Source organism: Pirellulimonas nuda, assembly GCF_007750855.1.
Classification (GTDB): domain Bacteria; phylum Planctomycetota; class Planctomycetia; order Pirellulales; family Lacipirellulaceae; genus Pirellulimonas; species Pirellulimonas nuda.
In genome coordinates, this window is sequence record NZ_CP036291.1 from 1798800 (window position 1) to 1825709 (window position 26910).

Genomic DNA, 26910 nt, shown 5'->3' on the forward strand with positions numbered 1-26910 from the left:
CAGAGATAAATAGTTCGTTCCTCCGCGTCTCTGCGCCTCCGCGAAAGACCAACTTTGCCTCACCAAAAAATGCTCCGAACATCCTCCCCCATCCTCGCCCCCATCCGCGAAAAGATCGAAGCCGGCGAGCGACTGTCGTTCGACGACGGCCTCGTGCTCGAATCGCCCGAGGTGGCGCTCCCCGAGCTTGGCGAGCTAGCCAACCTGGTGCGCGAGCGCAAGAACGGCAACGCCGGCTACTACAACATCAACACCCACCTCAACCCCACCAACATCTGCCTCTACCGCTGCACGTTCTGCGCGTTCCGCTCCGATCTGCGCGACCCCAAGGGGTACTGGATGAACGACGAGCAGGTTTTGGCCCGCGGGCAAGAAGCGGTGGACAACGGGTGCACCGAGCTGCACATCGTCGGCGGCTTGCACCACCAAGCGAAGTACGACTGGTACCGCCAGGTCGTGCAGGTGCTGCACGACGCCTACCCCACGCTCCACCTCAAGGCGTGGACGCCCGTAGAGATCGACTGGTTCTGCCGGCTCACGAAGAAGCCGGTCCGTTGGGTGCTGGAGGACATGATCGAGGCGGGCCTGGGGAGCCTCCCCGGTGGGGGCGCCGAGATCTTCCACCCCGAGGTCCGCAACCAAATCTGCGAGCACAAGGCCGATAGCCGGCGGTGGTTCGAGACCCACCGCGAGGCCCACGCGCTCGGTCTTCGCAGCAACTGCACCATGCTGTACGGGCACATCGAGCAGCCCTACCACCGCATCGACCACCTGGTGCGGCTGCGCGAGCTACAGGACGAGACGAAGGGCTTCCAGACGTTCATCCCGCTGGCGTTCCACCCGGAGAACACCAAGCTGGGCGCCGAGCGCAACATCACCAAGCCCTCCGCGCTGGTCGACCTGCGACAGATGGCCATCGCACGGCTGATGCTCGACAACATCGACCACATCAAGGCCTACTGGATCATGCTTGGGATCGAGACCGCCCAGATCTCGCTGGCCTACGGCGCCGACGACATCGACGGCACCGTGCGTCACGAGCTGATCTACCACGACGCGGGCGCCACCACCCCCGAGGTGATGAGCGTCGCGGACATCGAGCAAGTGATCCGCGAGGCGGGCCGCGATCCGATCGAGCGGGACACCCTCTACCACCGCGTTGAGCGTAGCGCCGCGGGCTGGCGTGCCGCCGAAGCGATCACGGCCGGCGCCTAGCACCCTGTTGAACTAGCGGTTTCAGGGCCTTAATTAAAGTCGGTCACTTCGCGTTGCAGGTTGATCGAACGGGTCACCGTGCTCCCCAGGAAGAACCGGGGGAGGACGTACCCGTTCCGGACGTCGACCGGCACGGAAACGGTCACGTTTACCTCGGGCGTCGCGTCGGAAATGGTCGCGGGCGTCACGGTTACCGTGCCGCCGACGAAGCCAAGGATGTCGAGCTCTCCCTGCGCAGCGGCCCGGCAATCTTCTGCGGTGGCGCCCGGCACGATCCCCCTGCGGGCCCCCTCGGTCGCCGCGATCTTGGCCGTGTGGACCAGCATGTTCGCGCGGCTGAACTCGATCGACGCAAAGGCGAACATGAACAGCAGAGGCGCCGTGAGCGCAAACTCCACGACGGTGGCGCCGCGTCGGGGCGGGTGGTGTCGGGTGCGGCTGCGCATGGGGGTGTTTCCTACTCGGTGAGCCGCGCGACTTGGCCGGCTAGTTCACGGAAGATCTCTTCGAGCCGGGTCGGGTCGGGGGCGTGGAAAAACTGCCCCCGGCCGACGCTGGCCACGCGCTTCATCGCGTCCTGATTGGCGAAGTCGCCGAAGGTGATGGCGTGGACGCGGATCCGCTGGTCGGCACACGCCTGGGCGGCCGCTTCGGCGCTCCCCTCGTTCTCGGCCCCGTCGGTCAGCACGATCATGATCCTCTCGGCGCTCTGCCTAGCACGCGAGGTGTCGGTGAGCGCCTTGACCCCCTCGCGCATGCCGGCCTCGATGTTCGTGTTCCCGTTCCAGACATTTCCAGTGATCGTGGCAAGGGCGCTGTCGATCCGGGGGATGTCGCTGGTGAGCGGTTCGTCCAGCGTCGCCGCGCGGTTCGACACGCCGCAGTATCCCGGCAGGGTCTTGCTCAAGTCGCTGGAATAGCTTGCTAGGGCCACTTTCTCATCGGCCTTGCTCCGGTCGATCGCGTCGGTGAACACCCGAACCGCCCGATCCACCGCGGCCCACCGCGTGTCCCCGAACGGCGGTTTGCAGAACCTCGTGTCGTTGGTGTACAGCCCCGACTCGGACGAGTCGATGTTCACCTTCATCGACGTCGATCGGTCGAGCACCAAGCAGATGTCGACGTTGATGAAGCTCGCGGTGGCCGTGAACGTTGGTTCAAAGCTCGAGGCGCCCACGAGCCGGCCAAAGAACAGCGGCACCGACCCGGAGTCCGATCCGTTGGTCTTCTGCCCCAGCACGCGCACGGAGTTCGGCGGTGAGGCGCCGGACGTGAACACAAACTTGCCATTGGCGTCTGGCTCCGAACGACCGAACTCGACCTCCTCGCTCCGCACCTTCAGCGGCAGCCCGGCCACCATGTTGGCGTTGGCCACGTCTTGTGCGGCGGTCCGCGCCTGGCTCAGGCTGTCGGTGCGGGAGAGCGTGCTCGCGGCGGCCCTTGCCGCGGAGTCGGTCGCCAGGCGGAGCTGCATCCGCGTGTTCTGCATGTGGGCCACGTCTACGGCGAAGCCGAGGAACAACACCAGCACCGGCAACAGCACCGCGATCAGCGGCAGCATGGCGCCACGACGACGACGCGATTGAGGGCGGAACATACGGCGGGCTCGAGGTGACAGGGTGAGGAGGGTGCGCCCCGGCGGGCGGCCTGCGCCGCCCGGACCCCGGTTGGTTGAGCGATGCGGGTGAGAGGAGGATGCGGTCGTGCGGCCGCCATCAGCGGATGGTCACGCCCCGCGTCTCGGCCTGTGTTGAGGGGACGAAAATGACCGGTCCGAACAGGTTCGGCCCGACCGGCGCGTTGACCACCACGGTCAGCATCTCTCCCGGGGGCACGTTGGCGACGTCTACCCCCAGCGGCAGCGTGCTGACCGTCGCTTCGTGAACATTCATCGCCGTAAGCACCTGCCTGGCGGCGTTGCAAACCGACTCGGTGGTTGCGTTGCTCTTGGCGGCCGCGAGCGTCCCTTCGTACGCGGCGGTGGTCACCGCGTGCTTCAGGAACAGCATGTCGCAGGCTTGGAAGGAGCCGAACACCAGCGTCACCAGCACCGGCAGGCAGACCGCGAACTCCATCGCGGCGACCCCGCGACGACGGTTGTTCGAGCTTCGAGAGGCAATCCGCATACAACAGCGCCTCGTGTCCGAAAAAGATGAGCGCCGGGCAGAGAACTGCTCGGATACCAAAAGCCTAGCTCACGATTGCCTCGCGGGTCGGCTTAGAGGTGTTTGCTCAATCGGATCGGCTTTGCGGGCCATCGACGTTTGCCGGGCGGGGGGCCGAAGCCCGGCCCCCCTCTATTCCACCAGCCTTCCGGTCGGGGTGGAGATGATCTCTCGGAAGATCTGGGTCAGCACCGACTCGTACTCTGCCGGGTTGCCACTGCCGCGGCGGCTGCCGCCAGAGTCGCCGCCGGTGCCCCCCGTGCGTGCGGCGCGGTCCATGAAGTCGTAGTCGGTGCCCAGGCCTACCCCGACCGGGTAGACGTCGATCCCGTCGGCCTCGATCGCGTGGATCCGCATGATGGGGGCGTCGAGCCAGTAGTAGCCCCCGCCGTAGCTATCGGAGGTCGACCCCCCCGCCACGAAGCCGTCGATAGCGCCTTCGGAGCTCTCGTAGGCGTTGGGGATGCCGTCGGTCAGCAGCACAATGATCCGGGTCGCCCCTTCACGCGCCTGCCCCCCCTCAGACTGTCGGCGCAGCAGCTCGTGCGCGCGGGCCAGCCCCGATTCGGTGGCCGTGGTTGTCCCCTTGTCGCCCACCGCTTGCAGCGGGGCGACCGATTGCATCGCCGTCAGGTAGTCGGCCGTGAGCCCGTGGTGCACACGGCTCCCTTCGGTGGTGTCGAACGTGACGACCGCCACCCGGTCTCGGTGTCCATGGCTTGGGATTGCGACATTCCGCTCCTCGACGACGTCCATCGACGCGATCACCGAACGCCGTACCGCGTGCATCGGCTGCGTGCGGGGGGGGAAGCTAAAGCCCCGTCCGGCGACCGACTCGTTGTGCATCGGGCAGTAGTCGCTGTGGGTCGATAGCTCGACGTAGTTCGTGTCGTCGGGTTGCAGGTCCCGTCCGTGGTCCATCAAGAACTGGACGTACGTGACATAGCCGAAGTAGTTGCGGAGTTGGTGGGGCAGGCCGCTGTCTGCGGCCGGGAAGCTCGAGCGGTTCGGATTGTTAAAATTGTAGATGCGGTTGTATGACTGCTGCGGAGGGACCCAGGCTTCGTACTGGTCGTACAGCCCCCCAACGCGGGGCAACCCCGGTCCGTTGGCCGATGGCCCGTAGACCTGGCTCATCAGCAGCATGGGAGACGCGTGGGCGATCCCCAGTCGGTTGGCGCCCAGCACCGCCAGCACCCCGAGCGGTGAATCAACAGCGCGTTCCAACCCGGGCCAAGCAGGCACAAACCCGATCGGGGGGGAGGGTGGCGGCGGCGGCGGAGGGGGAGGGGGGTCGCCCTCGTCGTCGTCATCATCGTCATCATCATCATCATCGTCGTCATCGTCATCGTCATCGTCATCGTCGCTGGGCGGCGGCGGCGGGGGGGGAGGGGGTTGCGGGGAGACGACATACGAACCGCTCAGCACATAGTCGATGTAACGCTCCCAGTACCCGTAGTTGGCAAGGGTCGCCGCTGGACGCGCCTGGGGCATCAGCCGGCTGAGCTGCGTATCGATAATCCAGCGGTACGCCTTCTCGCGACGCGTTTGCTCGTCGTCGCCAGCAAGGATCCGGTACTCATCCAGAACAGACATTCCCGCCAGGGGACCCACGTCGCTTGTCATCTCTGCGTACGCCATGTCCCCCTGGGGCACGCCCAGTGGGGCGCCCAGGTACTCAACGCTCCCAGGAAAAGCGCCGAATCCTAGGTCTTGGTAAACATCCTGCATCAAGTCCGATCCGATGCCGGGGAAGCCTTGGGGGCCGAACTCCCCGTTGATGGTGGTGGTGGCCCACGCGGGCTCGGTGTCGTCGTTCATCGACCCCGATAGGTCGATCACGAAGGCTACGTCTTTGGGGTTCGCCATCGCGATTGCGCTGGCCTCGGTGCTGAAGCTCTGCGACCCGATCACTCGGGCGAAGAACAGCCCCTCGTTGTCCCTGCGGCAGGTGACGCGCACCGCGTTGCCGATGCCGGCGCTGGCGGAGAAGGTCTCGGTGGCCGCGTCCCAGATGCCGATCTCGATCTGCGCCTCACTGGGCAGGATCGGTCTGCCCCCCGCGGTGTGACGGGTGCAGTAGTCTTGGCCGATCGCGACGACCTCAGGCCGCGACTCGTGCAGGGCATTCCCGGCCGCCAGCGCGCCCGCGTCCGCCGCGACCTGCAGTTGCGTCTTCATCAGCATCATAAAGCCGACGTCGATCGCCATCGCGGCCATCCCGCACACAACGACCAAGAGCATCGCGGAGAGCACCAGCACGGCGCCGCGACGCGGCTGCCCCGCTGCGCTCAATGGGACGGGTCTTTTCGGGGAGCGGTGCATGGCGCGAACGCAGGAAGGGGGTCGGTTTGAGGGGCGCCCGGCGGGCGACTAGCTGCGGCCGGCGGTTTCAGCCGCGCCAGGAGATGGTTCAGCGGGGGCGGCGTGCGAGGATTGCTCTTCTCGGAGCCGAGAAAGCTCCGCGGAGATGCGGTTAAACTCGCCCGCCAGCTCAAACCAGTAGTCGCCGCCGCGGAACGTGATGGGGGCGACCCGCTCGCCGTCGGCCAAGCGGCGCGCTTCACTACGCAGTCGACGCATGGGGCCGGCGAAGCTCAGGCTGAAGCGGAGCGCGTCGTACAGCACCAGCGGCAGCAGCACCATCGCCGCGATCAGCGACGGCCCAAACGCCAGCATCGCCCGGTTGATCACCAGCGGCCAGCCGGCCTCTCGGCTCGATAGCGCGGCCTGCACGCCGGCCAGCAGCATCATGGCCGCCACACAAACGCACCAATACGTCACCACACGGCACAGCAGCGCCCCCTGCAGCTTCCGGTCTACCAACAACCGGGCGCGGAACTTTCGGTTCTTTTTCATGGCTCTCTCTTGCAACGTTTGGCAACAACCATTCCGCTCACCGCCACCGATCGGAGCGGCCTATTCCACCGTCTCACGCCTCATCACAGATTCTGCACGCAGCACGTGGCCGCCAATGAAGCGTGGGGTCGGCAGCCAGCTCACTTCGGCAAAGGGGATCGACACGCTCACGGACACCGACTCGCCGTACTTCGCCGAATCGGGGGGGTCGGGCGTAACCCCGACGGTCGCCGAGTTGACCCCCGCAGAAACCAGGTAGTCGGCGACCCGCTGGGTAACCTTGTTCTTGGTGGCGCCGTCGAGCACCGCGATGCGGGCGCCCTCACGGGCGGCGTTGGTGATCACCTGCTGCACCATCGCCATGCGGCCGAACTCGATCATCCCTAAGATGACGAGGAAGAAGACCGGCGCTACGATGGCGAACTCGGTGACCGCGGCGCCGCGGCGGCGGTCGGTCCGCCGGCCTGGGCGCCCGGCGCCGATGGTGAGATTGGTGTGCATTTCGCTGCGATCGATGGAGAGGATTCCAGGTTCTCCGAAGCCTAGCTCACGAAATACATCGATCCGCAAACGGGGCGGGCCCACCGCATGCGGCCCTTGCAATCGTCCCGGCATCGCGGGCCGAACAGGAACTTACCCAACGGCTGGATCGTCTGTACCGATTGCAAGGCCGCCGTCGGAGGCGGCATCCGGCCCGGATATTGTTGAACCCTTTGCTCCCCCCACAGCACTCCACTTCCATGCCCGTCGCCATCCAGCCGCCGGCCGTGACCGTCCAGCCCGCCACGACCCTGACCGAACTCGTCTGCCAGCACCAGGCGGGGCTGTGGCGGTACCTGCGCTACCTTGGGGCGGCGGCCGCGGAGTCCGAAGACTTGGTGCAGGAGACCTTCCTGAGCGTGGCCCGAGACGGCTTCCAGGAGCGTTCGCCGGCAGAAACCGCCGGCTACCTGCGGACCGTCGCCCGAAACAAGCTTTTGATGCTGCGTCGCAAACAGAAGCGAGAACCCAAGACCTCAGCAATCGAGGCAGCCGACGCGGTTTGGGCCGAGGCCGCCCAAGACGATGGCCTTAGCGGGTGGATCGGTGCGCTACGAGGCTGCGTCGCGCAGCTCGAAGGTCGCGCCCGTCAGGCGGTTGAGATGTGCTACCGAGAGAACGCGGGCCGCGACGCGATTGCCGAAGCGCTCGACATGAAGCCAGACGGCGTGAAGACGCTGCTCCGTCGCACTCGGGCGCTGCTCAAAGCGTGCGTGGAACGACGTTTAACCACGGATGACACGGGCGGCACGGATACAGCACGGTAGGTCAGGCTGTGCCTGACACGGCCCCGCGAAACCAGCCACAACGTCAGGCACAGCCTGACCTACGAGCCAGCCATGAACGACGACCTTACACCCGACCGCGACGACCTAGCCGACCGGCTGGTTGACCTGGCGCTCGCCGAAGCGATTGGTGGGCAGTCTCCCCCCGACTTGTCCGACCGCATCGCCGCCCGCTGGGCGGAGGAGGCGGCTTCTCTATCCTTGTCCGCGGAGCACGACGCGATGGAAATGCAACCCAAAACACGGTGGCCCCGGTACGCGGCGTGGGGCGTGGCGGCGACGCTGCTGTTGGCTGTCGGTGTGAGCTTAAAGCTATCGGATGGCGAAGCGCCGCGCGATGTTGCTCTGAAATTCACCCCGGTCGAGACGTCGGAAATCGAATCACCGGAAGACAAGCAGCGGATATGGATGCAACGCAGCGTTCCAATTGATCAGGAAGAGAAGGCTCGGGTCATCGAAGCCCATGTGGCTGCTGCGCGGGCAAATGCGAACGGCGACGAGTCTACAAGTGCGAGTGCCGGAGACGTCTCGGTGGTCTATCCGGATCCGGAAGTGTGGGAGGACCTGACGCGGAGGCGGAAGAAATTCGCAAGCGTAGATCTTGAGAAGCAAGCGGCGGTGCGGGCGGCTAGGCAAAATTCTTCAACGGTCCGCGGCTTCGACATCAAAGCGAACGGTGGTCAGTCGCTTCCATCGCCGTACTACCTCCAAGATGACGTTCAGTACCACGCCGGCGTAGAATTTGAAGGTTTGGACCTTGGCACTCGCATGATGGTCACCCCACGCATCATCATCGCGGGGCCAACCGGGATTCACGATCGAAGAATTGAGGACCTCTCTGAGATTGAAGGCCAAGGCCCCGACGCCGGCGGCGACAAGTACGACCGCATCTACGAGAACCCGTTCATGGAAGCGGTCGGCGAGCGGGCGGTCAGCACGTTCAGTATCGACGTCGATACCGCCAGCTACGCCAACGTCCGACAGATGCTGCTGGAGGGTGGGCGGCTGCCGCCGCCCGATGCGGTGCGGCTTGAGGAGTTCGTGAACTACTTTGGGTACGACTATTCAGGGCCAGAGGTTGATTCCGAGGCTGCCCCCTCCCCCGGCCCCTCCCCCCAGGGGGGGAGGGGAGACGTTCCCTTTGCTTCGCACATCGAAGTCGCCGGCTGCCCGTGGGCGCCCACGCACCGGTTGGTGCGGATCGGCTTGAAGGGCCGCGAGCTGGCGGCCGACAAGCGGCCGCTGTCGAACCTAGTGTTTCTGATTGATGTCTCCGGTTCGATGCAGGACTCCAACAAGCTGCCGCTGGTGGTTGAGGGGTTCAAGGCGCTCGTCCGCGAGCTAGGCGAGAACGACCGCGTAGCGATCGTGGTCTACGCGTCCAGCGAGGGGCTGGCGCTCGACAGCACCCCGGGCGATCAGCAGGACAAGATCCTGGCGGCGCTCGGTCAGTTGGCCGCGGGAGGCTCGACGGCGGGTGGCGCCGGTATCGAACTCGCCTACAAAATCGCCGAGGACCACAAGATCGCCGGCGGCTGCAACCGCGTGATCCTCTGCACCGACGGCGATTTCAACGTCGGCACCACCAGCACGGCCGCTTTGCAGCGGATGGTCGAGGAGAAGGCCAAAGAGACCGGCGTATTCCTCTCAGTCTGCGGCTTCGGCCGCGGGAACCTGAACGACGCGATGATGGAGACCGTCTCCAACAAGGGCAATGGCAGCTACTACTACGTCGACGGCATGCGAGAGGCCCGCCGGGTGTTCGTCGATGGCCTTACCGGCACGCTGGTCACCATCGCCAAGGACGTGAAGATCCAGGTCGAGTTCAACCCGGCCCAAGTCGCCGGCTACCGCCTGCTGGGCTACGAGAACCGTATGCTCCGCACCGAAGACTTTAACGACGACACAAAGGACGCCGGCGAGATCGGCGCGGGGCACACCGTCACCGCGCTCTACGAGATCGTGCCCACTGGTGCGAGCGTCCCCGCCGGCGAGGTAGACGAGCTCAAGTACCAACCCAAAAAGCCAGAGGCCCCCGCTGACGCGGGCGGCAAACCGAGCGACGAGCTACTCACCCTGAAGATGCGCTACAAGCAGCCCGAGAGCGACACGAGCAGCAAGCTCGAATGGGCGGTCAAGGACGGAGGCAACAGCTTCGCCGAGGCGTCGAAGTACACGCAGTTCGCCGCCGCGGTGGCGTCGTTCGGGATGCTGCTAAGGGGATCGGAGTACGCGGGGGACGCCACCCTCGACGCCGTGCTAGAGATCGCTGCGAGTGCGACGGGTGACGATCCCAAGGGCGAACGTGCAGAGTTCCTGGACATCGTGCGCGCTGCAAAACGCATCAAGGCCGAGTAGCCAGCGCGTATCCCGCTCCCCCTTCAGGGGGAGGGGTTAGGGGCGGGGGGCTGGCGCAGAGCGATCGCCGCTTCTAAAGAACGCCTCCCCGCATCGATTTCCATCCGTGACATTCTCTCCGCTGCGCACCCATCCTCCGGCCCCTCTCCTTGAAAGGGGAGGGGGGGACGCGCGCGTGGACTACTCCCACTCGATCGTCGCCGGCGGTTTGCTGCTGATGTCGTAGACCACGCGGTTCACCCCCTGCACCTCGTTGATGATCCGGGTGCTGATCCGGCTTAGCAGCTCGTGGGGCAGGTGGCTCCAGTCGGCGGTCATGAAGTCGTCTGTGTTCACGCTCCGCACGGCGACTGTGTTCTCGTACGTGCGGCTGTCGCCCATCACGCCGACGCTTTGCACCGGCAGCAGCACCGCGAACGACTGGCTGGTGGCGCGGTACAGCCCCTCGGCCTGGATCTCGCCGACCACGATCGCGTCTGCCTCGCGCAGCACGGCCAGCTTTTCGCGGGTCACTTCGCCCAGGCATCGCACGGCCAGCCCCGGGCCGGGGAAGGGGTGACGCCAGACGATCTCCGGCGGGAGCCCTAACTGCAGGCCGAGCTGGCGGACCTCGTCCTTGAACAGGTCGCGTAGCGGCTCGATCAGCTCAAAGCCCAGCTCGGCCGGCAGGCCGCCGACGTTGTGGTGCAGCTTGATGGTGTCGGCCGGGCCGTCGACCGCGGCGCCGCTCTCGATCACGTCGGGATAGAGAGTCCCCTGTGCCAAGAAGCGGGCGTCGTCGATTTTCAGCGCCTCGGCCTTGAAGCAATCGATAAACGTCTTGCCGATCCGCCGCCGCTTTTCTTGCGGGTCGCTCACACCGGCCAGCACGTTGAGGAACTCGTCTTCGGCCCGCACGACGTGCAGGTCGGTCTTGAAGTGGCGGCTGAACTCGTCGATCACCGCGGCCGCCTCGTCCTTGCGCAGCAGGCCGTTGTCGACCAGGATGCACGAGAGCTGTGGTCCGATGGCGCGGTAGAGCAGGGCGGCAACCACCGCTGAGTCAACGCCGCCGGATAGGCCGCAGATCACGCGAGAACTACCGACCGTCTCGCGGACCTTGTTGATCGTCTCCTCGGCAAAATCCCCCAGCCGCCACGCGCCGCTGGCCTTGCAGACGTGCTTCACAAAGTTGCCCAGGATCGTCTTGCCGGCCACCGTGTGGGTGACCTCCGGGTGGAACTGCAGGCCGTAGATCGGCAGCCGCTTGTGGCGGACCGCGGCGAACGGGCAGGTCTTCGTCTTGGCGAGCGGCGAAAAGTCTTCCGCGATGGCGGTCACCTGATCGCCGTGGCTCATCCACACCTCCGTGCTGGCGGGGACGTCGGCCATCAAGTCGGCGTCGTCAACCACGTCGCAGTGCGAGCGGCCGTACTCGCGCGACGGACAGCTCGTCACTTCGCCCCCCAAGGCCTTGCAGGCCAGTTGCATGCCGTAGCAGATCCCCAGCACGGGCACGCCCAGTTCGAAAAGTTCGGGGTCGCACTGCGGCGCGCCGGGCGCATAGACGCTGTTGGGACCCCCCGACAGGATGATCCCTACGGGATCGAGCTCGCGCAGCCGGGCCGCGGTAATGTCGTGCCGGACGATCTCGCAATAAACGTGCTGCTCGCGCACCCGACGGGCGATCAGTTGGGCGGTTTGCGAGCCGAAATCGAGCACGAGCACACGCTCGTTAGCGGCGTTTGTCATGGCGGGCGTTCTCTATCTCAAAAGACTTTGACCACGGATAGCACGGATTTCACGGATGAGAAGTTGGCCACGAAAAGGCACAAAGAGCACAAAAAGCAATGACCAAGCCTCAACGGCCAAGAAAGGCGCAAGCGATGTCGTCAACGTTTTGGTCATTGAGACTTGGTCATTGGTCATTCCGTCTTTGTGCTTTTTGTGGCAATCGTATCCGTGAAATCCGTGTCATCCGTGGTTAATTGGCGTCCGTAGTGCGGGTCGGACTGGATCGGCCGTGGGAAAGCCCGGGATTCTACTGCCGGGGGCGTCCCGTCACTAGCGGTTCGTTGTGGGAGTGGCGGAGGGGGTTTAGCATGGGGGTAGTCAACCAAGCGAAAACCCTACCTATCCGCCACGGATGGCCCCCGCCATGCAGATCCTGCTGACCAACGACGACGGCATCTACGCCCCCGGGCTGGTGGCGATGCAACGCGCTCTCGAGCGGTTGGGGGACGTGTGCGTGGTGGCGCCAGACCGCGAGCAGAGCGGCGTGGGGCACTCGATCACATTCCTGAGCCCGCTGATGGCCAAGGAGGTGTTCGACGTGCGGGGCGATCAGCCAGAACGCCGGATCGGCTGGGCGGTCGAAGGGAGCCCCGCCGATTGCGTGAAGCTCGCCCTGGCGCGGTTCCCCGGCGGTGAACCGTTGTGCCCCGAAGTACCCGACCTGGTGGTCAGCGGCGTCAACGGCGGCCTGAACGTCGGCATCAACGTGCTGTACTCGGGGACCGTGGCGGCCGCCACCGAGGGCGCCTTGAACGACCTGCCGTCGATCGCCGTGTCGCTGGAGTACGACGAGCACGCCCGCTTCGACAGGGCCGCGGAGCTGGCGGTCGAGGTGATCGAGCAGATGCTGCGGCACGATGCTTTTTCGCAACACAAGTTGTTTAATCTCAACATCCCGACCGCCGCGACGCGTGGGCCCACGGGGCTAAAAATTTCCGAAATGGGGGTCATTCGCTGGCCAGCAGAGTTCGAAGAACGCCGCGACCCGAAGGACCGCCGGTACTTCTGGGCGCGCGGTTTGCCTCCTACCGAAATGCCGGGCGCCACGACCGACCTCACGGGGATCGCCAGCGGCAACGCAACGCTCACCCCGCTGACGATCGACCGCACCCGCAACGAGTTTCTGGATACGATGCGTAGCTGGAACTTGTCACTGGACTCAAGAAGGACCGAACGATGAAACGCCTCCTCCGCCCGATCGCGATGGTCGCCGCCGCCGGCACGCTGGTGTGGCTGCACGGCTGCGGCAAGCCCGAAGGGGGGAGCCTGGCCGAACAACGCCGGCTGCAATCGGAGCGGGCCGCGGTGGTGGCCACCGAGCAGGCCGACGCCAAGGCCGACGCGGCCGCCAAGGCGCAAGAAGCCGAAGCAGAACGCTTGAAGGACGAGGCGCCGAGCCTGGTGACCGAAGACGATTTCAAGAAGGGAAAAAGCCTAAAGGACGGCGGCTATTTGAGCCAGGTCGCGCGAGCGAGGTTTGTCGCCGAGCACCGGATCGCGATGGATATCCAACTGGTGCAGGCGATGGCTTTGTTCAATGCGTCCGAGGGGCGGTATCCCAAGGATCAGAAAGAGTTCATGGAGAAGATCATCAAGGCCAACATGATCCAGCTCCCCGAGCTCGATGGCCCCTATGAGTACGTCTACAACGCGGAAGACCACCAGCTCTACAAGCAGCCGATCACGGAGGAGTAGGTCTTGGGTTTTCGGTATTAGTCGTTGGTACGCTTCGGCCTCTACTCACCCTTGGACACTTCGCCCCCGTCCCCACGCAAGAAATGCGATCTCTCCTCTTCATCGCCGCCACGCTCGCCTCCCTGATTGCCGATGCGCAGAACTGGGTGTTCCTGCCGAGCACCTTCACGCACGACCCGGTCACCGGGGCGCGGGTGGCGCAGTACGACCGCATCGCGGCGGTCGAGGAGCTCCCCGACCCGCGGATGGTGACAAGCGGCTACCGACGCACCCGCACCACGCTGCGTGGGCCGGACGGTTCGGTTGATTCCACCTACCAGGTGCAGCGGTACACCAGCCCAACCGGCGGGCTGGACGCGGAGTGGGAACGCTTCCACGACGCCTGGCAGGAGTCGCTGCTGACCGGCAGCTACTTTTATCAGAACCAACCGGCGCCCACCGGCGCCGTGTACGGCTACCCAGGCGACCCGTACAACCCCGCGTACGGTCCGTCGCTGCCGAACGGGGCGTACGGCGACCCACGCTTCGCGAACCCCTACCCACAACGCGGCTACGCACCCTATGGGCCCCCGGCCTACCCCCAGCAGGGGGGCTACGGACAACCGGGCTACGGCCCGCGGCGGGACGGAGGTTTCAACGGCCCCTAACATCGTGCCTGCGGCTACTTTCCTCGCCGTAGCTCACTCGCCCCTCGCTGCCACACCTCGCTCCCTGAATAGTCGGAAATCAGCCAACGCCCGTCAACGCGTCGGAGCGTGACCGAAAGGTCGTCCTGGCCCCCGCCGCGCATGCCCGATCTCCGGTGGGCCGCCAGCACAAAGGGCTTGAGCTGGGCGACCGCCGTGTCCGGGGGGGAGCCAGTGAGAGTGACTTCGCGAAGGTTCGCGTTGGCGGTCTCGATATGAAACTCTGGCATCAGCGTTTGGGCGTCGGAGCGGACGTTCGACGCCGCGGGGTCGACCATGGCCAGAACCGCGGGGAGATCATCCGCCTCGATCGCGGCGAAAAGTTCGCTCAGCGTCCGCACCACCTGTTCGTGGGGGGTCTCGATAGCCAGTTCCGTCAACACCGCCGCGATGGTCAACAGCAGCACCCCCACGAGGGCCGCAAGGGCCATTCCGCTCTTGTTCGCGGAGTAGATCAACCCAGCGACCGTAGCCGCTACTGCGCCCAGGGCGAGGGCCGGGACCGGCGACTCCAGGAAGACATCAAGCATGGTTTTACGGCTTGGGGGGTGCTTTTCGGTTGCAAAAACATTGCGAATCGGGTTCATTGGGATGAACCAGACCCGCGGTAATTATCGTAGTAGTTAGCGGTGGCCGCCATCGGGCCCGCAATTTCTTACCCAGGAGAGAGTGCCGTGCTGTCCCGCCTATTGTTTGCTTTTGCGTTGTTTTCGTTCGTAAGCGTCGGCCCGCAAGCCTGGGCGGACGAAGCGCCCCCCGCCCAGGGCCAGCAGAAAAAGGTCCCCTTCAAGGACCTGCCGGACGAGATGAAGGAGAAGATCCGCGAGGCGATCGAGAAGAACGACCGTATCCCGGACGAGGTCAAAGAGAAGCTCCGCAAGGCGACCGAGGAAGGGGGCTTGAGCTCGTTTGAAGAAGGCGAGAGCGCTTCAAGCGAAGTCAAGCCGACCGAGAAGAAAGAGGACGCCAAGAAAGAGGAAGAGAAGAAGCCGCAAGAGCCGAGCCTGAACGACAAGGTAAAGGAGCTGCGCGAGAAGATGCAGCAGATGGACACCGAGTTCCAGTACAAGGTGGCCGAATACAAGGCGCGGTTTGACGAGCAGCGGCTGGCGATCGAGAAAGCGAAGCTCGACCGGCAGATCGCCGATGCCCAGAAGGCCGAGGAGGAAGCCGATAAGGAAGCCGTCCGCAAGCAGAAGCTGAGCGAGATCAAGGCCGAACTCGAGCTCTCCGAGTACGAAGCCAAGCTCGCCAAGGCCCGGCACGAGGCGGACCTGATGGCGATGAGCGCACGCAAGGCCCGCGCCGAAGCAGAGCTGGCGACCCTGGCTGCCGAGGAGAAGTTCCAAGACGCGGTGATCGATGAGCGGCAATACCCGGACCAGCCGTTCAAGAACGGCGTGCTCACGATCAGCGACCGCCGGATCGAGCTGAACGGAGCGATCTTCGACGGCGCCGCGAAGTACGTCTGCGACCGCATCGACTACTACAACAACGAGTCGGACAAGCCGATCTTCTTGATCATCGACTCCAGCCCCGGCGGTTCCGGGGTCGAGGGCCTGCAAATCGTCCAGGCGATGAAGCACAGCAAGGCGCCGGTTCACGTGGTTGTGAAGCGGTTTGCTGCGAGCATGGCCGCCATCATCACCACCCTGGCGGACGAGTCGTACGCCTACCCGGGCGCCATCTTGCTGCACCACCAAGCCAGCAGCGGGATGAGTGGCAACACCACGCAGCAGAAGGAGTCGCTCGATCGGCTACGCGAGATGTCGGACCGGTTGGTGGGCGCCGTTGCGGAAAAGATCGGCACCACCGAGGATCAGTTCGTCGAGCAGATGTACAAGAACCGCTCGACGGGGGATTGGGACCTGTTCGCCGACGAGGCCCTCAAGCAGGGCTGGGTCGACCACGTGGTGGATGAGATCCGCGAAACCGCGGTCCGTAGCCGGCCGACCGGTTCGCGCAGCACGTCGTTCACGATCCGTGGCTTTGGCGAAGCAGACGCGGACGTCGCCGAGCCCGCCGCGGTGAACGCGGCGATGGAGCGGTACGACGTGCGGCTCAGCGAGCAACAGGACGACAAAGGCCGCCGCTTCGTCCGGCTGCCGCGTCTGGGCCCGATGGACCACTGGTTCCTCTACAACCCCGACGAGTACTACCGGTAAGGCCGGAGGGCCTCCGCCAAGACGCGGGCCGCCGCGCCGGGCATTCCAAGTTTTTCTGGAAGGACCCGCTGCTTAGCCTCAACGACCGATCCACGCAGGCGCCCGCCTGCGCGGATCGGTCGTTTGCGTTGTTTCAGGCCCATCTGCGCCTAGCCACGGCGGGTCTGTGCGCGTAGGATCGTTCTTCCCCGACGGGAGCCATTGCTGGCCTGCCAGCAGCGCAAAGCGGGCGCCCAGCCCCCACTGCTGACTAGCCAGCAGCGGCTCTCCGTTCTCAATCTCGGCGCCGCCTACCTCAATTTTCCCATGTCGCAGAAGTACATCTATCAGATCGCCGGCCTCACCAAGAAGCATGGGCAGCGGGAGATCCTCAAGGAGATCAGCCTGGCGTTCTACCCGGGCGCCAAGATCGGCGTCCTAGGGCGGAACGGCGCCGGCAAGAGCACGCTGCTGAAGATCATGGCCGGGATCGACAAGGAGTACGAGGGCGACGCCGCGTTGACCGACGGGTTTACCGTGGGGCTCTTGTCGCAGGAGCCCCAGCTCAACCCGGAGAAGGACGTGCAGGGCAACGTCGAGGAGGCGGTGGCCCACATCCGCGCCCTGGTCGACGAGTACAACGGCACCTGGGAGAAAATGGCCGAGTTGGCCGACGACGCCAAGGCGACCGAGAAGCTGATGGCCCGGCAGGCCGAGCTGGACGACAAGATCAACGCCACCGGGGCCTGGGAGCTCGATCGGCAGATCGAGATCGCGATGGGGGCGATGAACCTACCCCCAGGCGACGCGGATGTCAGCAAGCTCTCCGGCGGCGAGAAGCGTCGCGTGGCGCTCTGCAAGCTGCTAATGCAGCAGCCCGACCTGCTGCTGCTGGACGAACCGACCAACCACCTCGACGCCGAGAGCATCCTCTGGCTCGAGCACCACTTGGCCGCCTACCCCGGCACGATCGTCGCCGTGACCCACGACCGCTACTTCCTGGACAACGTGGCGAACTGGATCCTGGAGATCGAGTTCGGCAAGTGCATCCCCTGGGAAGGCAACTACACAAGCTGGCTAGAGCAGAAGCGGAAGCGGCTGCAGCTCGAAGAGAAGCAGGAATCCGCCCGCCAGCGGACGCTCGCCAAGGAGCTGGAGTGGATCCGCATGAACCCCAAGGCGCGCCAGGCCAAGAGCAAGAGCCGCATCAAGGCCTACGAAGAGCTGGCCGCACAGGACCGAGCAGAGGCGGTAGACGAGCTCGAGATCTCGATCCCGCCCGGTCCGCGGCTCGGAGACCTGGTGGTAGAGGCAAAGAACCTCTCCAAGTCGTACGGCGACCGGGTAATCTTTGAGAACGTCAACTTCAACCTCCCCCCCGGGGGGATCGTCGGCATTATCGGTCCCAACGGCGCCGGCAAGACCACGTTGCTGCGGATGCTGATGGGCCAGGAAGAGCCCACCAGCGGCTCGCTTAAGTTCGGCCCCACAGTGGTGCTGGGCTACGTCGACCAGTCCCGCGACAGCCTGAACCCCGACGCCACGGTTTACGAAGAGATCTCGGGGGGCGTCGACAACCTAGAGATGGGGGGCCGCACGTTCCACGCACGCAGCTACGTGGCCCGCTTCAACTTCCAAAAGGCCGACCAACAGAAGAAGGTAGGCGTTCTCTCTGGCGGCGAGCGGAACCGAGTCCACCTCGCCAAGCTGCTGCGCCGCGGGAGCAACTTGCTGATGCTGGACGAACCGACCAACGACCTCGACGTCGACACGCTGCGGAGCCTCGAAGAAGCGGTCGCCAACTTCGTCGGCTGCGCCGTTGTGGTGAGCCACGACCGCTGGTTCCTCGACCGCCTGGCGACCCACATCCTGGCCTTCGAGGGGGACGGCTACGTCCACTGGTGCGAAGGGAACTTCCAGGACTACGAGACCCAGCGCCGCGTGCGGATGGGTGAAGACGCCGACGAGCCGAAGCGGTTCAAGTACAAGAAGCTGCAGCACTCCTAATGTTTTTTGTCCGCGAATCACGCGGACAAGCGCGAATGAGGCGGCGGCTTACCGAGTTCTATCCGCGACCTACGCGGACACCCGTCCGTAAACCAACCCAAACGAGTACCCGTCCATGAGCGTAGTGCGTACCGGTTCCAACAAGCAGTTCGCCGACAACTGGGAAAACATCTTCGGCGGCAAGAAGAAAGCCGCCAAACCCGCGCCCGCCAAGAGCAAGACCAGCGCCAAGAAGAAGGCGGCGAAGAAAAAGAAGTAGCAGCCCACACAAGATGCAAGCCACCAAGGGCACGAGGAAACACGAAGGGAAAGAGGAAATAAAACGAGCCTCGTTCTCTTTATTCGCCCTTTGTGCTTCTTCGTGGCCTTGGTGGTTAGCTCTTCTTTCGCCGCATCAGATCAGATCGACGGGCGAGAGGCGGCGGTGCCGGTTGGTCGCACAGCTCTGACACACGCCGGTCACGATGAGCCGGTGGCCGGTGACGCGGAAGTTGTGCTCCTTGGCCACTTCTTCGCGGAGCTGTGTAAGCTCCTGGCTCTGGAACTCGATCAGCTTCTGGCACTGCTGACAGTAGAGGTGGTCGTGCTGGGGGTAGCCGTAGTCGTGCTCGTACACGGCCCGACCATCGAGCGACATCTTCCGCAGCAGGCCCGCCTCGACCAGCTCCTCGAGCCCCCGGTAAACCGTGGCCCGGCTGACCTGCGCGCCGCCGGCCTGTTTGGCCGTCGACTTGGAGAGCGCATCCATCAATTCATCGGCGTCGAAGTGCTCGTGCCGGGAAAAGACGTGCTCCACCAGAACGCGACGCTGTTGCGTGATGCGTTTGCCGCGACTCTGCAGGTATTCGTCAAACCGCTCCTGCGGTGACAGGGCGACTTCGACGTCGTTCAGGGCGAACTGGCTGGACATCCGGGCTTTCTAGTCGGTGCGGGCTTGTTCCACATGATTCTAGGCTGCCCGGCTAGAAGCCACAACCAACTCCGCGATCCACGCCGCTAACCGAGCTGATCAAGCAGCCGTTCCACAGCGGAATCGATCTTTTGAGGCGTTTCGTAGGAGCCGCTAGCGATCTCAGAGCGGATCCGAGCGACCAAGTCGCTGCGGACGCCGGTCGACTGCGAGGCCGCACGAGCCGCTTCGGAGATCTCTAGCTTGTCGACGGTCTGGGGGGCCGCGCTCGTGGGGCGGTGGGGCCCACGCAGGGTGTGCGGTGCGTTGACGCCGTGGGCGCTGTGGACGTGGCTGGGGCCAGAGACGTTCATGTTGGTAATTCCACCGGGGTGCTGGGTCGTAGGTTGCGGACGGGTAGGGAACTACCGCGGCAGCATCGCCTGGTTGGCAAGGCTGACACAATCATTCCCTCGACGACTCGGCTGCGATCCATACAGCACACAGGCGGCGCAGCGGGCTGATCGAATAGCGATTCAGCCTACCAGACGCCTCAGCATCCGTGAGCCGGCCGCCTCGAACGTGCGACCGATCCTTGAGTCCTACCCAAAGGGATCGGCCATGCGGTCGGCCCACGTCCACGCCGGCGGCCAAAAGGCCGCTCGTGGCTACCAGGACCACTCTACGGGGTGTATGGATCGTACGCTGCGGAGCCGTTGCCCGGCAACCTCAGCTCAGTGGTTGCGTGTTGCGTTTCTGCCTCACGCACCTGGGCCGAGGCGGCTCGGGCCGGCCTTTGAACGTACGTGGAAGGGGTTGACCGGGTTCACTCGGGCGGAGTGGTTTGGCCCGCTCGTGAGGCCTGGCACGGCTGGGGCGGGGTCGAAACCCTAGGCCCTGTACGGGGTTCCATCTGCTAGCGGGCGAGATCCCAAGACCATAATGACGGACGTACGCCATGTTCGCTTCCCTTTGGTTGACAGCAGTGCTGAGCGCCGGCGTGCTGGCAGGCCAGCCGACGGACGACCTTTTCTCCCGGCTCGACGCTAACGGGGACGGCCGGATCGAGCGGAGCGAAACCCCGGAAGCCCATGCCTCCCTCGTAAACCGGCTCCTGCGCAAAGCAGATAGTGACGGCGACGGGTTGCTTGACGCCCAGGAGTTTTCGCAGGGGCTCCGCCCGGTCGTCGAGGCGAAGCCGATCGAAGAGGCCAGATCGACGGCCTTTGGCGACTTCAACGCCACCCGGGTGTTGCTCCTAAAACTAGACACCGACAAAGACACCCGGCTCACTCGCGGCGAAGCCCCCGGGGCGCTCCGCGGCGTGTACGACCAGTTGATCGGGGAATTTGACGCGACGAAGGACGGAGTGCTGGATCCGCGGGAACTTGCCCAAGCCGGCCCGAAGCTGCAGCGGCAGGCTCAGAAAGTCGCCCAGCAGCAGCGCTGGGACCTCGGCAAAGAGCTTGCCGCGCTAGAGCGAACGCAGGGAGAGCTGGCCGACCGGTTCGATGCTCCCCCGTCGGCCAGGCAGGTCGTCGGCGATCCAGCCCGGGCTCGTGTTTTGTTCACGCAGTTGGACGAAAATGGAGACGGCATGCTAGTTCTCGACGAGCTGCCGGCGCCGTTGAAGGAACGGGTCGGCTCGATGCTGCGTCGGGCCGATCGCAACAACGACCGCGCCGTAAGCCTTGAAGAGTTTCTTTCCGCTTCCGACCGATTGGGGAAGCTGTCCAGGCCGGGCGATGCGACTAAAGCCTCGCCGCAGGCGCAAGCGGGGCCGACAGCGGACCAGGCATCCCCAGCGTCCAAGAAGAAATCAGGGCCTCCGGAAGCGTCCGGAGACGCCCGCGTCGCCAAAGCGGCGTCGGGGAACAGCACGCAGCAGGCTGCCGAGCAGCTCATCTCAAAGATGATCGAACGCGCTGACGCCGACGGCAATGGCGTACTAGAGCGACGCGAAGCAACGGGTCGCCTTGCCAATCGCTTTCGCCAAGCCGATGCGAATGGCGACGGCCGGCTTGATCGCCGCGAGATTCAGCGGATGACCGAAGCGCTCGCCGCCCGTTTGGACCGCGAGGCAAAGAATCCGCAGAAGCCGGACTGACGGGCCGGGTAACTGCAAAAAACTTGCCGAATCCGCGCCGAACCAGGAAACAGCGGCGCCTGTCTTGCGTAAAGACAGTAGACCGCGTGTCGGCGGGGCTAGGAACGGCCCGGCGATGCGGTTTTGGAGAAGCCCGCCATGAGCACGCCTACCGCCCCCGTCCCGGCAATCGACTACCCAGACGCACAATGGCTGCAGCCGGTAACGCTGCCGGCGGAGTCGTTTATGGCCTTTAGTGGGCTCCTGGCCGAGAGCCTAGCCGAGCTGGAATCCCGCTACCCCAGCGTGCCTTCTGGTCGATTCAGTGTCGGCCCACCCCCGCGCAGTGGGTCGGAATCGCGATGACGGGGCCGACGATCGCTCGCTTGGCGGTTACTTGCTGCCTACGGCCATCGTGAAGTTCTGCCTCGCCTGTTCGCACGCCGCGGGGCGGCTTATCATGCCTCTGGGTAGAGTCCCTGGAGCGTGAGCGATGGCGATGAAGGTGATCTTAGCGAGCCCCCGCGGCTTCTGTGCGGGCGTAAATATGGCGATTGATTCGCTCGAGCTGGCGCTTGCCGAGTTTGGAGCGCCCATCTACGTGTACCACGAGATTGTGCACAACCAGTACGTGGTGAACCACTTCCGCGACCGCGGGGTGAAGTTCGTCAACGAGTTGGACGAGGCGCCCGAAGGCGCCACGCTGCTGTTTTCTGCCCACGGCGTCTCGCCTGAGGTCCGCCGCGGGGCCCGTGAGCGGCGCCTCCATGCGATCGACGCCACCTGCCCGCTGGTCACCAAGGTCCACCTCGAAGCGATCAAGTACGCCAAGCAGGGGTACACGATCTTCTTGATCGGGCACGAGGGGCACGACGAGGTGATCGGCACGATGGGGGAAGCCCCCGAGGCGATCGTGCTGGTTGAAACGCCGGATCAAGTAGATTCGCTCGAGGTCGCAGACGAGTCGAAGCTGGCCTACCTGACGCAGACCACCCTTAGCGTCGACGACGCCAATCGGATTATCGACCGTTTGAGGGAACGCTTCCCGGGGATCCATTCCCCCCCGAAGGCGGATATCTGCTACGCCACGCAGAACCGCCAAGAAGCGGTTGCGCTGCTTTCTACAGAAGCAGACCTAGTGCTAGTGCTCGGGAGCCAGAACAGCTCCAACAGCCAGCGGCTGGCAGAATTGGCGCGCGAGCGCGGCATCGACGCCCATTTGATCGACGGCCCGCAAGAAATCGATGTGAGTTGGTTCAACGGCGTGCAAACGGTGCTGGTCACCGCGGGCGCCAGCGCGCCTGAGACGGTGGTCGAGTCGTGCCTCGATCTGCTCCGCGACCGCTTCGACGCCACGGTCGAACCCCGCGTCATCCGTAAAGAAGAAGTGACGTTTCCGCTGCCGCGTGAGCTGCGGTCCGTCGCCGCCGCCCGCTCCGAGAGCCTCGTCGCAGGCGAGCCGTCGGCGTAAGCCGCCGGAGTGATCATCGGGGACATCTCCTGAGGCGGGAGAACGCGAGCGATAGCAAGCCGCCTGGAAATCTCTGGCGGCTAACGCCGGCGGCTCGCATCGTTAGCTGCTAGCGCTGCGGTAGCTGGCGAGCGCCTGCTGGAAGATCCAGCGGCTGACCACCAGCCCGGCCGCCGTGGCCAGCACCGCGAACCCGGCCAGCCAGGCGTATTGCGGGCTAAACGGTTTGGCGATCAGGTTCGCCGGCACGTTGACCACCAGCAGGATCGGGATGATGAACGTGAACAGCAACTGTAGCGGCTTGCCGACGGGCCCGCTGTAGATCTCCATCGGGTAGCGGGAGAAGTTGGTGATGTAGAACCAGAAGTCGTAGAGAGACTGGTTCCGCCCCAACCAGATGCTGGTGGCCGCCAGCGATATCATCACGCAGTAGAGCATCAACGCCCCCAGGACGATGTACACCGGGTAGAGGGCCGCGGCCCAAAGCGAAATTGGCCGCCCCGGAAGATGCGCCAGAGAGTACGCCAGCAGCCCCAGCGCGACCAAGAAGTTCCCCAGGCTCGACCAGTTCATCCGCCGGAGCGAGACCAAGAACTGCGTGTCGATTGGCTTGAGCATCGCGAAGTCGAGCCCGCCGGTGCGGACCATCTCGCTCAGCTCCTCTGCGTTGGGCATGAAGAACGCCTGCACGACGCTGTTGACAAACAGCGTGGTCGCGATGAACGCGAAGAACTCGAACTTGCCCCAGCCGTTGATGTCGCCCGTGAACTGAAACACCAGCAAGTAGAAGCCAAGGTTCATGATCATCCAGCCCATGCTGCTGATGGCTTCGATGATGAAGTTGGCCCGGTAGGTCATGTCGCGGATTAGGCTGTTCCGCGCAAACGTGAGGAACAGCTTCGGATAGACGAGCAGGCGGGTGAGGTTGGTTTCTGGCATCGGAGCTAGGCGCGCTTCGGAATTGAATCGGATAGTACGGCGTCCACTGAAACGGCCAATAGGTGTAGCCGGGCGACGCAGCCTCCTTTGGTCATCGAGGCTTGGGCATTGGTCATTCCTCCCAGCTATCCCCCGTACCCGCTGTAACGGCGGAAACCGCGGTGCATCGTCACCCGGCACAGCACGGCGAACGCAAGCGTCCACAGCGCCTGGATGCCGACCCCCGACCACAGCTCGGCGTGGGGGATCTTGCCGAGGTAGATCGCCGCGGGTTGGTAGGCCAGGTACTTCAGAGGCAGGTTGTAAATCAGCTCGCCGATCGGGCCGGGCAGGTTGTCTCGCAAGAAATCGAGCGGGAACATGTGCCCCGAAAAGAAAAAGTTGAACAGCATGTACACGAACAGCAACGCGTTCACTTCCAAGAACCAGAAGCCGATCATGCCGATCGTCGATTCGAGGAAGAACCCCAGCAAGAAGCTCAGCACCAGCGAGATAAAGAACGCGGCCCAGATCTCCCCATCGGGGATCGGCGGGAAGTACGATCGGCAGAGGAAGAAGACGACCGTGAAGGGGATGATGGCCACCCCGTAGTAAACCAGCTTGTGACCCAGCCTCGCCAGCAACAGAAAGCCGATCAGGTCGATCGGCTGGATCAAGAACTTCTTGATCTCGCCGTCGCGGATCTGGCGGGCGACCCCGCTCGCGAGGCCCGGCATGCTGCTGAAGGCCCGGGCGACCATCGTCAACAGGTAGTAGGCGACCACGTCGTTCCGAGTGAACCCGCTGAACGAGCCCTTGCCGGCCGACTGGAACACCGCGGTCCAAAGGAAGATCTGCGTCACGATCGGCAAGAACCGCATCGCGGTGCCGATGATGAAGTCTCCCCGGTACGCCACCCGTTCGGCGACGCACATTTGCAGGATCGACCACCAGAGTGAGACGCGAGCGACGATGGCGACAGCGGGGGGTTTGAGGGCGGGGCGGGGAACGACCATTAGCAGCGGAACGGAAACTAGTAGCTGCCGAGCTACGCTCGGCGCGTCCGTTAAACCTCCGCCGCCTCTGGGGTCGGATCGGCCTCGTTCGATCTGGAAAACATCTCAGCGATCACTTCTTCCAGCGGGGGGTCCTCGACGCTCACGTCCTCAACCGGCATCGCCGCAAGCACCTCGGACAGCACCCGCGCAGTCTGGGGGCGGGGGACACGCAGCTTGATTTTTGGCAGCTCGACCTCCATCACCTCGCCGTGCCGGGCGAGTTGGTCGACGGCGCCCGGCGGCGCGTCGGCGGCCAGGTCGATCGTAATCACCTTGTAGCTGCTGATGGTGTCGATGATCTGTTCCAGCGATCCGTCGAACACGATGTCGCCGTGATTGATGATCACCACGCGCCGACAGAGCGCGGCCACGTCTTTCATGTAGTGGCTGGTGAGCAGGATGGTGGTCCGGCGGATCTCCTGGTAGTGCTTCAGGAAGAGCTGGATGTTCCGCTGCGCGACCACGTCGAGGCCGATCGTGGGCTCGTCCAGAAACAGCACCTCCGGGGAGTGCAGCAGGGCGGCGATCAGCTCCATCTTCATGCGCTCGCCGAGCGACAGCTCGCGGACCGGCTGATTCAGCAGCCGGCGGACCCCGAGCAGGTCGACCAGCTCGTCGTGCGTGGCGCGGTACGCGGCGGGGTCGATGCGGTAGATCTGCTGGTGCAGCAGGAACGACTCGCTGGCCGGCAGGTCCCACCACAACTGATTCTTCTGGCCCATCACCAGCGCGAAGCGGCGGCGGTACTCGTTCTTTCGTTCCCAGGGGACGAAATCCATCACGCGTGCGGTCCCCGTCGTCGGGGTGATCACCCCCGAGAGCAGTTTCAGCGTCGTGGTCTTGCCGGCGCCGTTCGGGCCAAGAAAGGCGACGAACTCGCCTTCCTCGACGTCTAGGTCGATGCCGCGCACCGCGTGCACATCGCGGTACTCCCGGCGCCAGAGCCCGCGGATAGAGGCCGCCAGGCCTTCCTGCTTCTGATAGACGCGGTAGCTCTTGCGCAGGTCGCGTATCTCGATCAAGGCCATGGGGCGATTATAGACGCGTGCGGGCAGCACGCCCAGCGACCGCCCGGAACGTCCTTCCGCGGCGGAGGAGAAACGAATAGATTGTTGGTACCTGGAGCGTCGGCGCCCCGGGGGAGGATCGTTACCCGACCTCCGGACGCCGACCCTCCCGGCTCCAACAGCCAAACTCAGCTCCCCAATCGAGCCAACGTCATGAAACTCCCCGGCATCCACATCTCGCTCCCGGTGATCTTTGTCCTGTGGTGCGGCGGGGCGTACTTGGCCGGGATGACTCCCTTGTTGCTGTACCCGGCGATGTGGATGGCGGTCGGTCTGGTGTTTTTGGCCCTCGGCGCCGTCTTGAAGGGCAAGCCCGCGGCGCCCGCCAAGAGCCAGCAGGGGACCTAAGGCCCGGATGTCTTGGCAGAGTCAACTCGAACGCCGGCTGTCTTGGCTGGCGGTTCCGAACGTGGTGCCGGCCATCGTGGTCGCTCAGGTGCTAGTGTACCTGATCGACAAGACGCAGGCGGGGCAGGGGCCCGCGATGAACGTCGGCGCCAAGATCGCGCTGCTCCCTGATCGTGTGCTCCAGGGGGAGTGGTGGCGCGTCGTCACCTTCTTGTTCGAGCCGACCGGCGGGATGCTGATCTGGCAGGCGTTTACGTGGCTGCTGCTGTGGTCGTTTGCCGGCGCCATCGAACGCGCCTGGGGGACGGTGAGCCTTAATCTCTATCTGATCGTGGGCTACGTGGCCACGGTCGCCGTTGCGTTCGTGATCCCCGAGGGCCGGGCGACCAACGTCTACCTCTATACGTCGCTCTTTCTGGCGTTTGCTCAGCTCTACCCAGACACGGTCTTCTACATCTATTTTGTGCTCCCGGTAAAAGCCAAGTGGCTGGCGGCGCTGACCTGGCTGTTCTTCGCACTGCGGGTCTACTCCGGCGGCTGGCCCGAGGCGCTGCTGGTGTTGGCGACCGTCGCCGACTTCCTGCTGTTCTTCAGCCTCGACTTGTTCCGTTCTGTGGGGCACGCCCGCCGCAAGCAGAAGTTCAAGAAACTATCCGAGCAAGGCGCCGATCGTCTGACGCACGAGTGCCGGGTTTGCGGACTCACCAGCCAGATGGCGCCGAAGGCGTCGTTCCGGTACTGCACCAAATGCGCGGGCACCGCCTGCTACTGCCCCGAGCATTTGCACAAACACGAGCATCTTGTGGCGACCGACGAAGCTTAACCACGAAGGTCACGAAGAAGCAC

At 64.5% G+C, this 26910-nt stretch carries 27 protein-coding genes; 14 read left to right on the forward strand and 13 right to left on the reverse strand.

Annotation, left to right across the window (positions count from 1 at the left end):
- Window positions 1–69 precede the first annotated feature (69 nt).
- Window positions 70–1215 carry an aminofutalosine synthase MqnE gene (mqnE, locus tag Pla175_RS07460; protein WP_145282729.1) on the forward strand — a complete coding sequence of 382 codons (1146 nt, stop codon included), beginning with the start codon at window positions 70–72 and terminating at the stop codon, window positions 1213–1215.
- 29 nt (window positions 1216–1244) lie between these two features.
- Here mqnE and Pla175_RS07465 read toward each other — a convergent pair whose 3' ends face one another.
- The 6 genes from Pla175_RS07465 to Pla175_RS07490 all read right to left on the reverse strand — a co-directional run bounded on the left by Pla175_RS07465 (window position 1245) and on the right by Pla175_RS07490 (window position 6740).
- Entirely contained in the window at window positions 1245–1661 is a 417-nt protein-coding gene (locus tag Pla175_RS07465; RefSeq protein WP_145282731.1) for a TadE/TadG family type IV pilus assembly protein, read from the reverse strand.
- Between the two features lie 11 nt (window positions 1662–1672).
- A complete protein-coding gene (locus Pla175_RS07470) occupies window positions 1673–2812 on the reverse strand; it encodes a VWA domain-containing protein (protein WP_145282733.1) in 1140 nt (379 codons plus the stop codon).
- Window positions 2813–2930: 118 nt separating this feature from the next.
- Window positions 2931–3341, reverse strand: coding sequence for a TadE/TadG family type IV pilus assembly protein (locus Pla175_RS07475; protein ID WP_145282736.1), 411 nt, complete (start codon window positions 3339–3341; stop codon window positions 2931–2933).
- Between the two features lie 171 nt (window positions 3342–3512).
- Window positions 3513–5675 carry a VWA domain-containing protein gene (locus Pla175_RS07480; RefSeq protein ID WP_197527330.1) on the reverse strand — a complete coding sequence of 721 codons (2163 nt, stop codon included), beginning with the start codon at window positions 5673–5675 and terminating at the stop codon, window positions 3513–3515.
- A 78-nt stretch (window positions 5676–5753) separates the two neighbouring features.
- The gene (locus Pla175_RS07485; protein ID WP_145282740.1) at window positions 5754–6239 is read right to left on the reverse strand and encodes a hypothetical protein; all 486 of its coding nucleotides are present in this window, start codon (window positions 6237–6239) and stop codon (window positions 5754–5756) included.
- A gap of 60 nt (window positions 6240–6299) precedes the next feature.
- Window positions 6300–6740, reverse strand: coding sequence for a TadE family protein (locus Pla175_RS07490; protein WP_145282742.1), 441 nt, complete (start codon window positions 6738–6740; stop codon window positions 6300–6302).
- Window positions 6741–6979: 239 nt separating this feature from the next.
- Between Pla175_RS07490 and Pla175_RS07495 the strand changes: the two genes are divergently transcribed.
- On the forward strand, window positions 6980–7546 hold the full coding sequence (locus Pla175_RS07495) for an RNA polymerase sigma factor (RefSeq protein WP_145282744.1): 567 nt from the start codon (window positions 6980–6982) through the stop codon (window positions 7544–7546).
- 72 nt (window positions 7547–7618) lie between these two features.
- Complete coding sequence (locus Pla175_RS07500) at window positions 7619–9922, forward strand: vWA domain-containing protein (protein ID WP_197527331.1); 2304 nt, start codon at window positions 7619–7621, stop codon at window positions 9920–9922.
- A 180-nt stretch (window positions 9923–10102) separates the two neighbouring features.
- Here the strand turns inward: Pla175_RS07500 and guaA are convergent, their stop codons facing one another.
- Window positions 10103–11653, reverse strand: a complete 1551-nt coding sequence (gene guaA / locus Pla175_RS07505; protein ID WP_145282746.1) for a glutamine-hydrolyzing GMP synthase — start codon at window positions 11651–11653, stop codon at window positions 10103–10105.
- A gap of 394 nt (window positions 11654–12047) precedes the next feature.
- On the opposite strand from guaA, the gene surE reads away from it, so the two are divergent.
- The 3 genes from surE (at window position 12048) to Pla175_RS07520 (ending at window position 14037) form a co-directional block, all read left to right on the forward strand.
- On the forward strand, window positions 12048–12875 hold the full coding sequence (gene surE / locus Pla175_RS07510) for a 5'/3'-nucleotidase SurE (protein WP_231954251.1): 828 nt from the start codon (window positions 12048–12050) through the stop codon (window positions 12873–12875).
- On the forward strand, window positions 12872–13390 hold the full coding sequence (locus tag Pla175_RS07515) for a hypothetical protein (protein ID WP_145282747.1): 519 nt from the start codon (window positions 12872–12874) through the stop codon (window positions 13388–13390). The genes surE and Pla175_RS07515 overlap by 4 nt, the downstream gene beginning before the upstream one ends.
- Before the next feature lie 83 nt (window positions 13391–13473).
- Window positions 13474–14037, forward strand: coding sequence for a hypothetical protein (locus tag Pla175_RS07520; protein ID WP_145282749.1), 564 nt, complete (start codon window positions 13474–13476; stop codon window positions 14035–14037).
- Window positions 14038–14051: 14 nt separating this feature from the next.
- Here Pla175_RS07520 and Pla175_RS07525 read toward each other — a convergent pair whose 3' ends face one another.
- Window positions 14052–14606 carry a hypothetical protein gene (locus Pla175_RS07525; protein WP_145282752.1) on the reverse strand — a complete coding sequence of 185 codons (555 nt, stop codon included), beginning with the start codon at window positions 14604–14606 and terminating at the stop codon, window positions 14052–14054.
- Between the two features lie 144 nt (window positions 14607–14750).
- Between Pla175_RS07525 and Pla175_RS07530 the strand changes: the two genes are divergently transcribed.
- The 3 genes from Pla175_RS07530 (at window position 14751) to Pla175_RS25845 (ending at window position 18486) form a co-directional block, all read left to right on the forward strand.
- Window positions 14751–16241: a ClpP family protease gene (locus Pla175_RS07530; protein ID WP_145282754.1), complete on the forward strand. Its 1491-nt coding sequence runs from the start codon at window positions 14751–14753 to the stop codon at window positions 16239–16241.
- 306 nt (window positions 16242–16547) lie between these two features.
- Window positions 16548–18227, forward strand: a complete 1680-nt coding sequence (gene ettA / locus Pla175_RS07535; protein WP_145292014.1) for an energy-dependent translational throttle protein EttA — start codon at window positions 16548–16550, stop codon at window positions 18225–18227.
- A gap of 115 nt (window positions 18228–18342) precedes the next feature.
- A complete protein-coding gene (locus tag Pla175_RS25845) occupies window positions 18343–18486 on the forward strand; it encodes a hypothetical protein (protein ID WP_197527332.1) in 144 nt (47 codons plus the stop codon).
- A 135-nt stretch (window positions 18487–18621) separates the two neighbouring features.
- Here Pla175_RS25845 and Pla175_RS07540 read toward each other — a convergent pair whose 3' ends face one another.
- Together Pla175_RS07540 and Pla175_RS07545 are read right to left on the reverse strand one after the other, a co-directional pair.
- Complete coding sequence (locus Pla175_RS07540) at window positions 18622–19137, reverse strand: Fur family transcriptional regulator (protein ID WP_145282756.1); 516 nt, start codon at window positions 19135–19137, stop codon at window positions 18622–18624.
- An 86-nt stretch (window positions 19138–19223) separates the two neighbouring features.
- Window positions 19224–19490, reverse strand: a complete 267-nt coding sequence (locus tag Pla175_RS07545) for a flagellar biosynthesis anti-sigma factor FlgM (protein ID WP_145282758.1) — start codon at window positions 19488–19490, stop codon at window positions 19224–19226.
- A 584-nt stretch (window positions 19491–20074) separates the two neighbouring features.
- Between Pla175_RS07545 and Pla175_RS25850 the strand changes: the two genes are divergently transcribed.
- From Pla175_RS25850 to ispH, 3 genes are all read left to right on the forward strand, one after another.
- Entirely contained in the window at window positions 20075–21223 is a 1149-nt protein-coding gene (locus Pla175_RS25850; RefSeq protein WP_197527333.1) for a hypothetical protein, read from the forward strand.
- A 138-nt stretch (window positions 21224–21361) separates the two neighbouring features.
- Complete coding sequence (locus tag Pla175_RS07560) at window positions 21362–21568, forward strand: hypothetical protein (RefSeq protein WP_145282760.1); 207 nt, start codon at window positions 21362–21364, stop codon at window positions 21566–21568.
- A 133-nt stretch (window positions 21569–21701) separates the two neighbouring features.
- Window positions 21702–22673: a 4-hydroxy-3-methylbut-2-enyl diphosphate reductase gene (ispH, locus tag Pla175_RS07565; RefSeq protein ID WP_145292016.1), complete on the forward strand. Its 972-nt coding sequence runs from the start codon at window positions 21702–21704 to the stop codon at window positions 22671–22673.
- Window positions 22674–22775: 102 nt separating this feature from the next.
- Here the strand turns inward: ispH and Pla175_RS07570 are convergent, their stop codons facing one another.
- The 3 genes from Pla175_RS07570 to Pla175_RS07580 all read right to left on the reverse strand — a co-directional run bounded on the left by Pla175_RS07570 (window position 22776) and on the right by Pla175_RS07580 (window position 25677).
- The gene (locus tag Pla175_RS07570; protein WP_145282762.1) at window positions 22776–23612 is read right to left on the reverse strand and encodes an ABC transporter permease; all 837 of its coding nucleotides are present in this window, start codon (window positions 23610–23612) and stop codon (window positions 22776–22778) included.
- Window positions 23613–23737: 125 nt separating this feature from the next.
- Window positions 23738–24607: an ABC transporter permease gene (locus tag Pla175_RS07575; RefSeq protein WP_145282764.1), complete on the reverse strand. Its 870-nt coding sequence runs from the start codon at window positions 24605–24607 to the stop codon at window positions 23738–23740.
- A gap of 50 nt (window positions 24608–24657) precedes the next feature.
- The gene (locus Pla175_RS07580) at window positions 24658–25677 is read right to left on the reverse strand and encodes an ABC transporter ATP-binding protein (RefSeq protein ID WP_145282766.1); all 1020 of its coding nucleotides are present in this window, start codon (window positions 25675–25677) and stop codon (window positions 24658–24660) included.
- A 192-nt stretch (window positions 25678–25869) separates the two neighbouring features.
- Here Pla175_RS07580 and Pla175_RS07585 point away from each other — a divergent pair, with 192 nt between their 5' ends.
- The gene (locus tag Pla175_RS07585; protein WP_145282769.1) at window positions 25870–26064 is read left to right on the forward strand and encodes a hypothetical protein; all 195 of its coding nucleotides are present in this window, start codon (window positions 25870–25872) and stop codon (window positions 26062–26064) included.
- Between the two features lie 7 nt (window positions 26065–26071).
- Window positions 26072–26887, forward strand: coding sequence for a rhomboid family intramembrane serine protease (locus Pla175_RS07590; protein WP_145282771.1), 816 nt, complete (start codon window positions 26072–26074; stop codon window positions 26885–26887).
- The last annotated feature ends 23 nt before the right edge of the window (window positions 26888–26910 follow it).

Bases quoted from the DNA above. Each gene is read 5' to 3' on its own strand.
- Pla175_RS07525 (WP_145282752.1), bottom strand. From the start codon at position 14,606: ATGCTTGATGTCTTCCTGGAGTCGCCGGTCCCGGCCCTCGCCCTGGGC.
- Pla175_RS07570 (WP_145282762.1), bottom strand. From the start codon at position 23,612: ATGCCAGAAACCAACCTCACCCGCCTGCTCGTCTATCCGAAGCTGTTC.
- Pla175_RS07485 (WP_145282740.1), bottom strand. From the start codon at position 6,239: ATGAAAAAGAACCGAAAGTTCCGCGCCCGGTTGTTGGTAGACCGGAAG.
- guaA (WP_145282746.1), bottom strand. From the start codon at position 11,653: ATGACAAACGCCGCTAACGAGCGTGTGCTCGTGCTCGATTTCGGCTCG.
- Pla175_RS07515 (WP_145282747.1), top strand. From the start codon at position 12,872: ATGAAACGCCTCCTCCGCCCGATCGCGATGGTCGCCGCCGCCGGCACG.
- Pla175_RS07590 (WP_145282771.1), top strand. From the start codon at position 26,072: ATGTCTTGGCAGAGTCAACTCGAACGCCGGCTGTCTTGGCTGGCGGTT.
- Pla175_RS07465 (WP_145282731.1), bottom strand. From the start codon at position 1,661: ATGCGCAGCCGCACCCGACACCACCCGCCCCGACGCGGCGCCACCGTC.
- surE (WP_231954251.1), top strand. From the start codon at position 12,048: ATGGCCCCCGCCATGCAGATCCTGCTGACCAACGACGACGGCATCTAC.
- Pla175_RS07500 (WP_197527331.1), top strand. From the start codon at position 7,619: ATGAACGACGACCTTACACCCGACCGCGACGACCTAGCCGACCGGCTG.
- Pla175_RS07545 (WP_145282758.1), bottom strand. From the start codon at position 19,490: ATGAACGTCTCTGGCCCCAGCCACGTCCACAGCGCCCACGGCGTCAAC.
- Pla175_RS25850 (WP_197527333.1), top strand. From the start codon at position 20,075: ATGTTCGCTTCCCTTTGGTTGACAGCAGTGCTGAGCGCCGGCGTGCTG.
- Pla175_RS07520 (WP_145282749.1), top strand. From the start codon at position 13,474: ATGCGATCTCTCCTCTTCATCGCCGCCACGCTCGCCTCCCTGATTGCC.
- Pla175_RS07495 (WP_145282744.1), top strand. From the start codon at position 6,980: ATGCCCGTCGCCATCCAGCCGCCGGCCGTGACCGTCCAGCCCGCCACG.
- Pla175_RS07475 (WP_145282736.1), bottom strand. From the start codon at position 3,341: ATGCGGATTGCCTCTCGAAGCTCGAACAACCGTCGTCGCGGGGTCGCC.
- ispH (WP_145292016.1), top strand. From the start codon at position 21,702: ATGAAGGTGATCTTAGCGAGCCCCCGCGGCTTCTGTGCGGGCGTAAAT.
- Pla175_RS07490 (WP_145282742.1), bottom strand. From the start codon at position 6,740: ATGCACACCAATCTCACCATCGGCGCCGGGCGCCCAGGCCGGCGGACC.
- Pla175_RS07580 (WP_145282766.1), bottom strand. From the start codon at position 25,677: ATGGCCTTGATCGAGATACGCGACCTGCGCAAGAGCTACCGCGTCTAT.
- Pla175_RS07575 (WP_145282764.1), bottom strand. From the start codon at position 24,607: ATGGTCGTTCCCCGCCCCGCCCTCAAACCCCCCGCTGTCGCCATCGTC.
- ettA (WP_145292014.1), top strand. From the start codon at position 16,548: ATGTCGCAGAAGTACATCTATCAGATCGCCGGCCTCACCAAGAAGCAT.
- Pla175_RS07470 (WP_145282733.1), bottom strand. From the start codon at position 2,812: ATGTTCCGCCCTCAATCGCGTCGTCGTCGTGGCGCCATGCTGCCGCTG.
- Pla175_RS25845 (WP_197527332.1), top strand. From the start codon at position 18,343: ATGAGCGTAGTGCGTACCGGTTCCAACAAGCAGTTCGCCGACAACTGG.
- Pla175_RS07585 (WP_145282769.1), top strand. From the start codon at position 25,870: ATGAAACTCCCCGGCATCCACATCTCGCTCCCGGTGATCTTTGTCCTG.
- Pla175_RS07540 (WP_145282756.1), bottom strand. From the start codon at position 19,137: ATGTCCAGCCAGTTCGCCCTGAACGACGTCGAAGTCGCCCTGTCACCG.
- mqnE (WP_145282729.1), top strand. From the start codon at position 70: ATGCTCCGAACATCCTCCCCCATCCTCGCCCCCATCCGCGAAAAGATC.
- Pla175_RS07560 (WP_145282760.1), top strand. From the start codon at position 21,362: ATGAGCACGCCTACCGCCCCCGTCCCGGCAATCGACTACCCAGACGCA.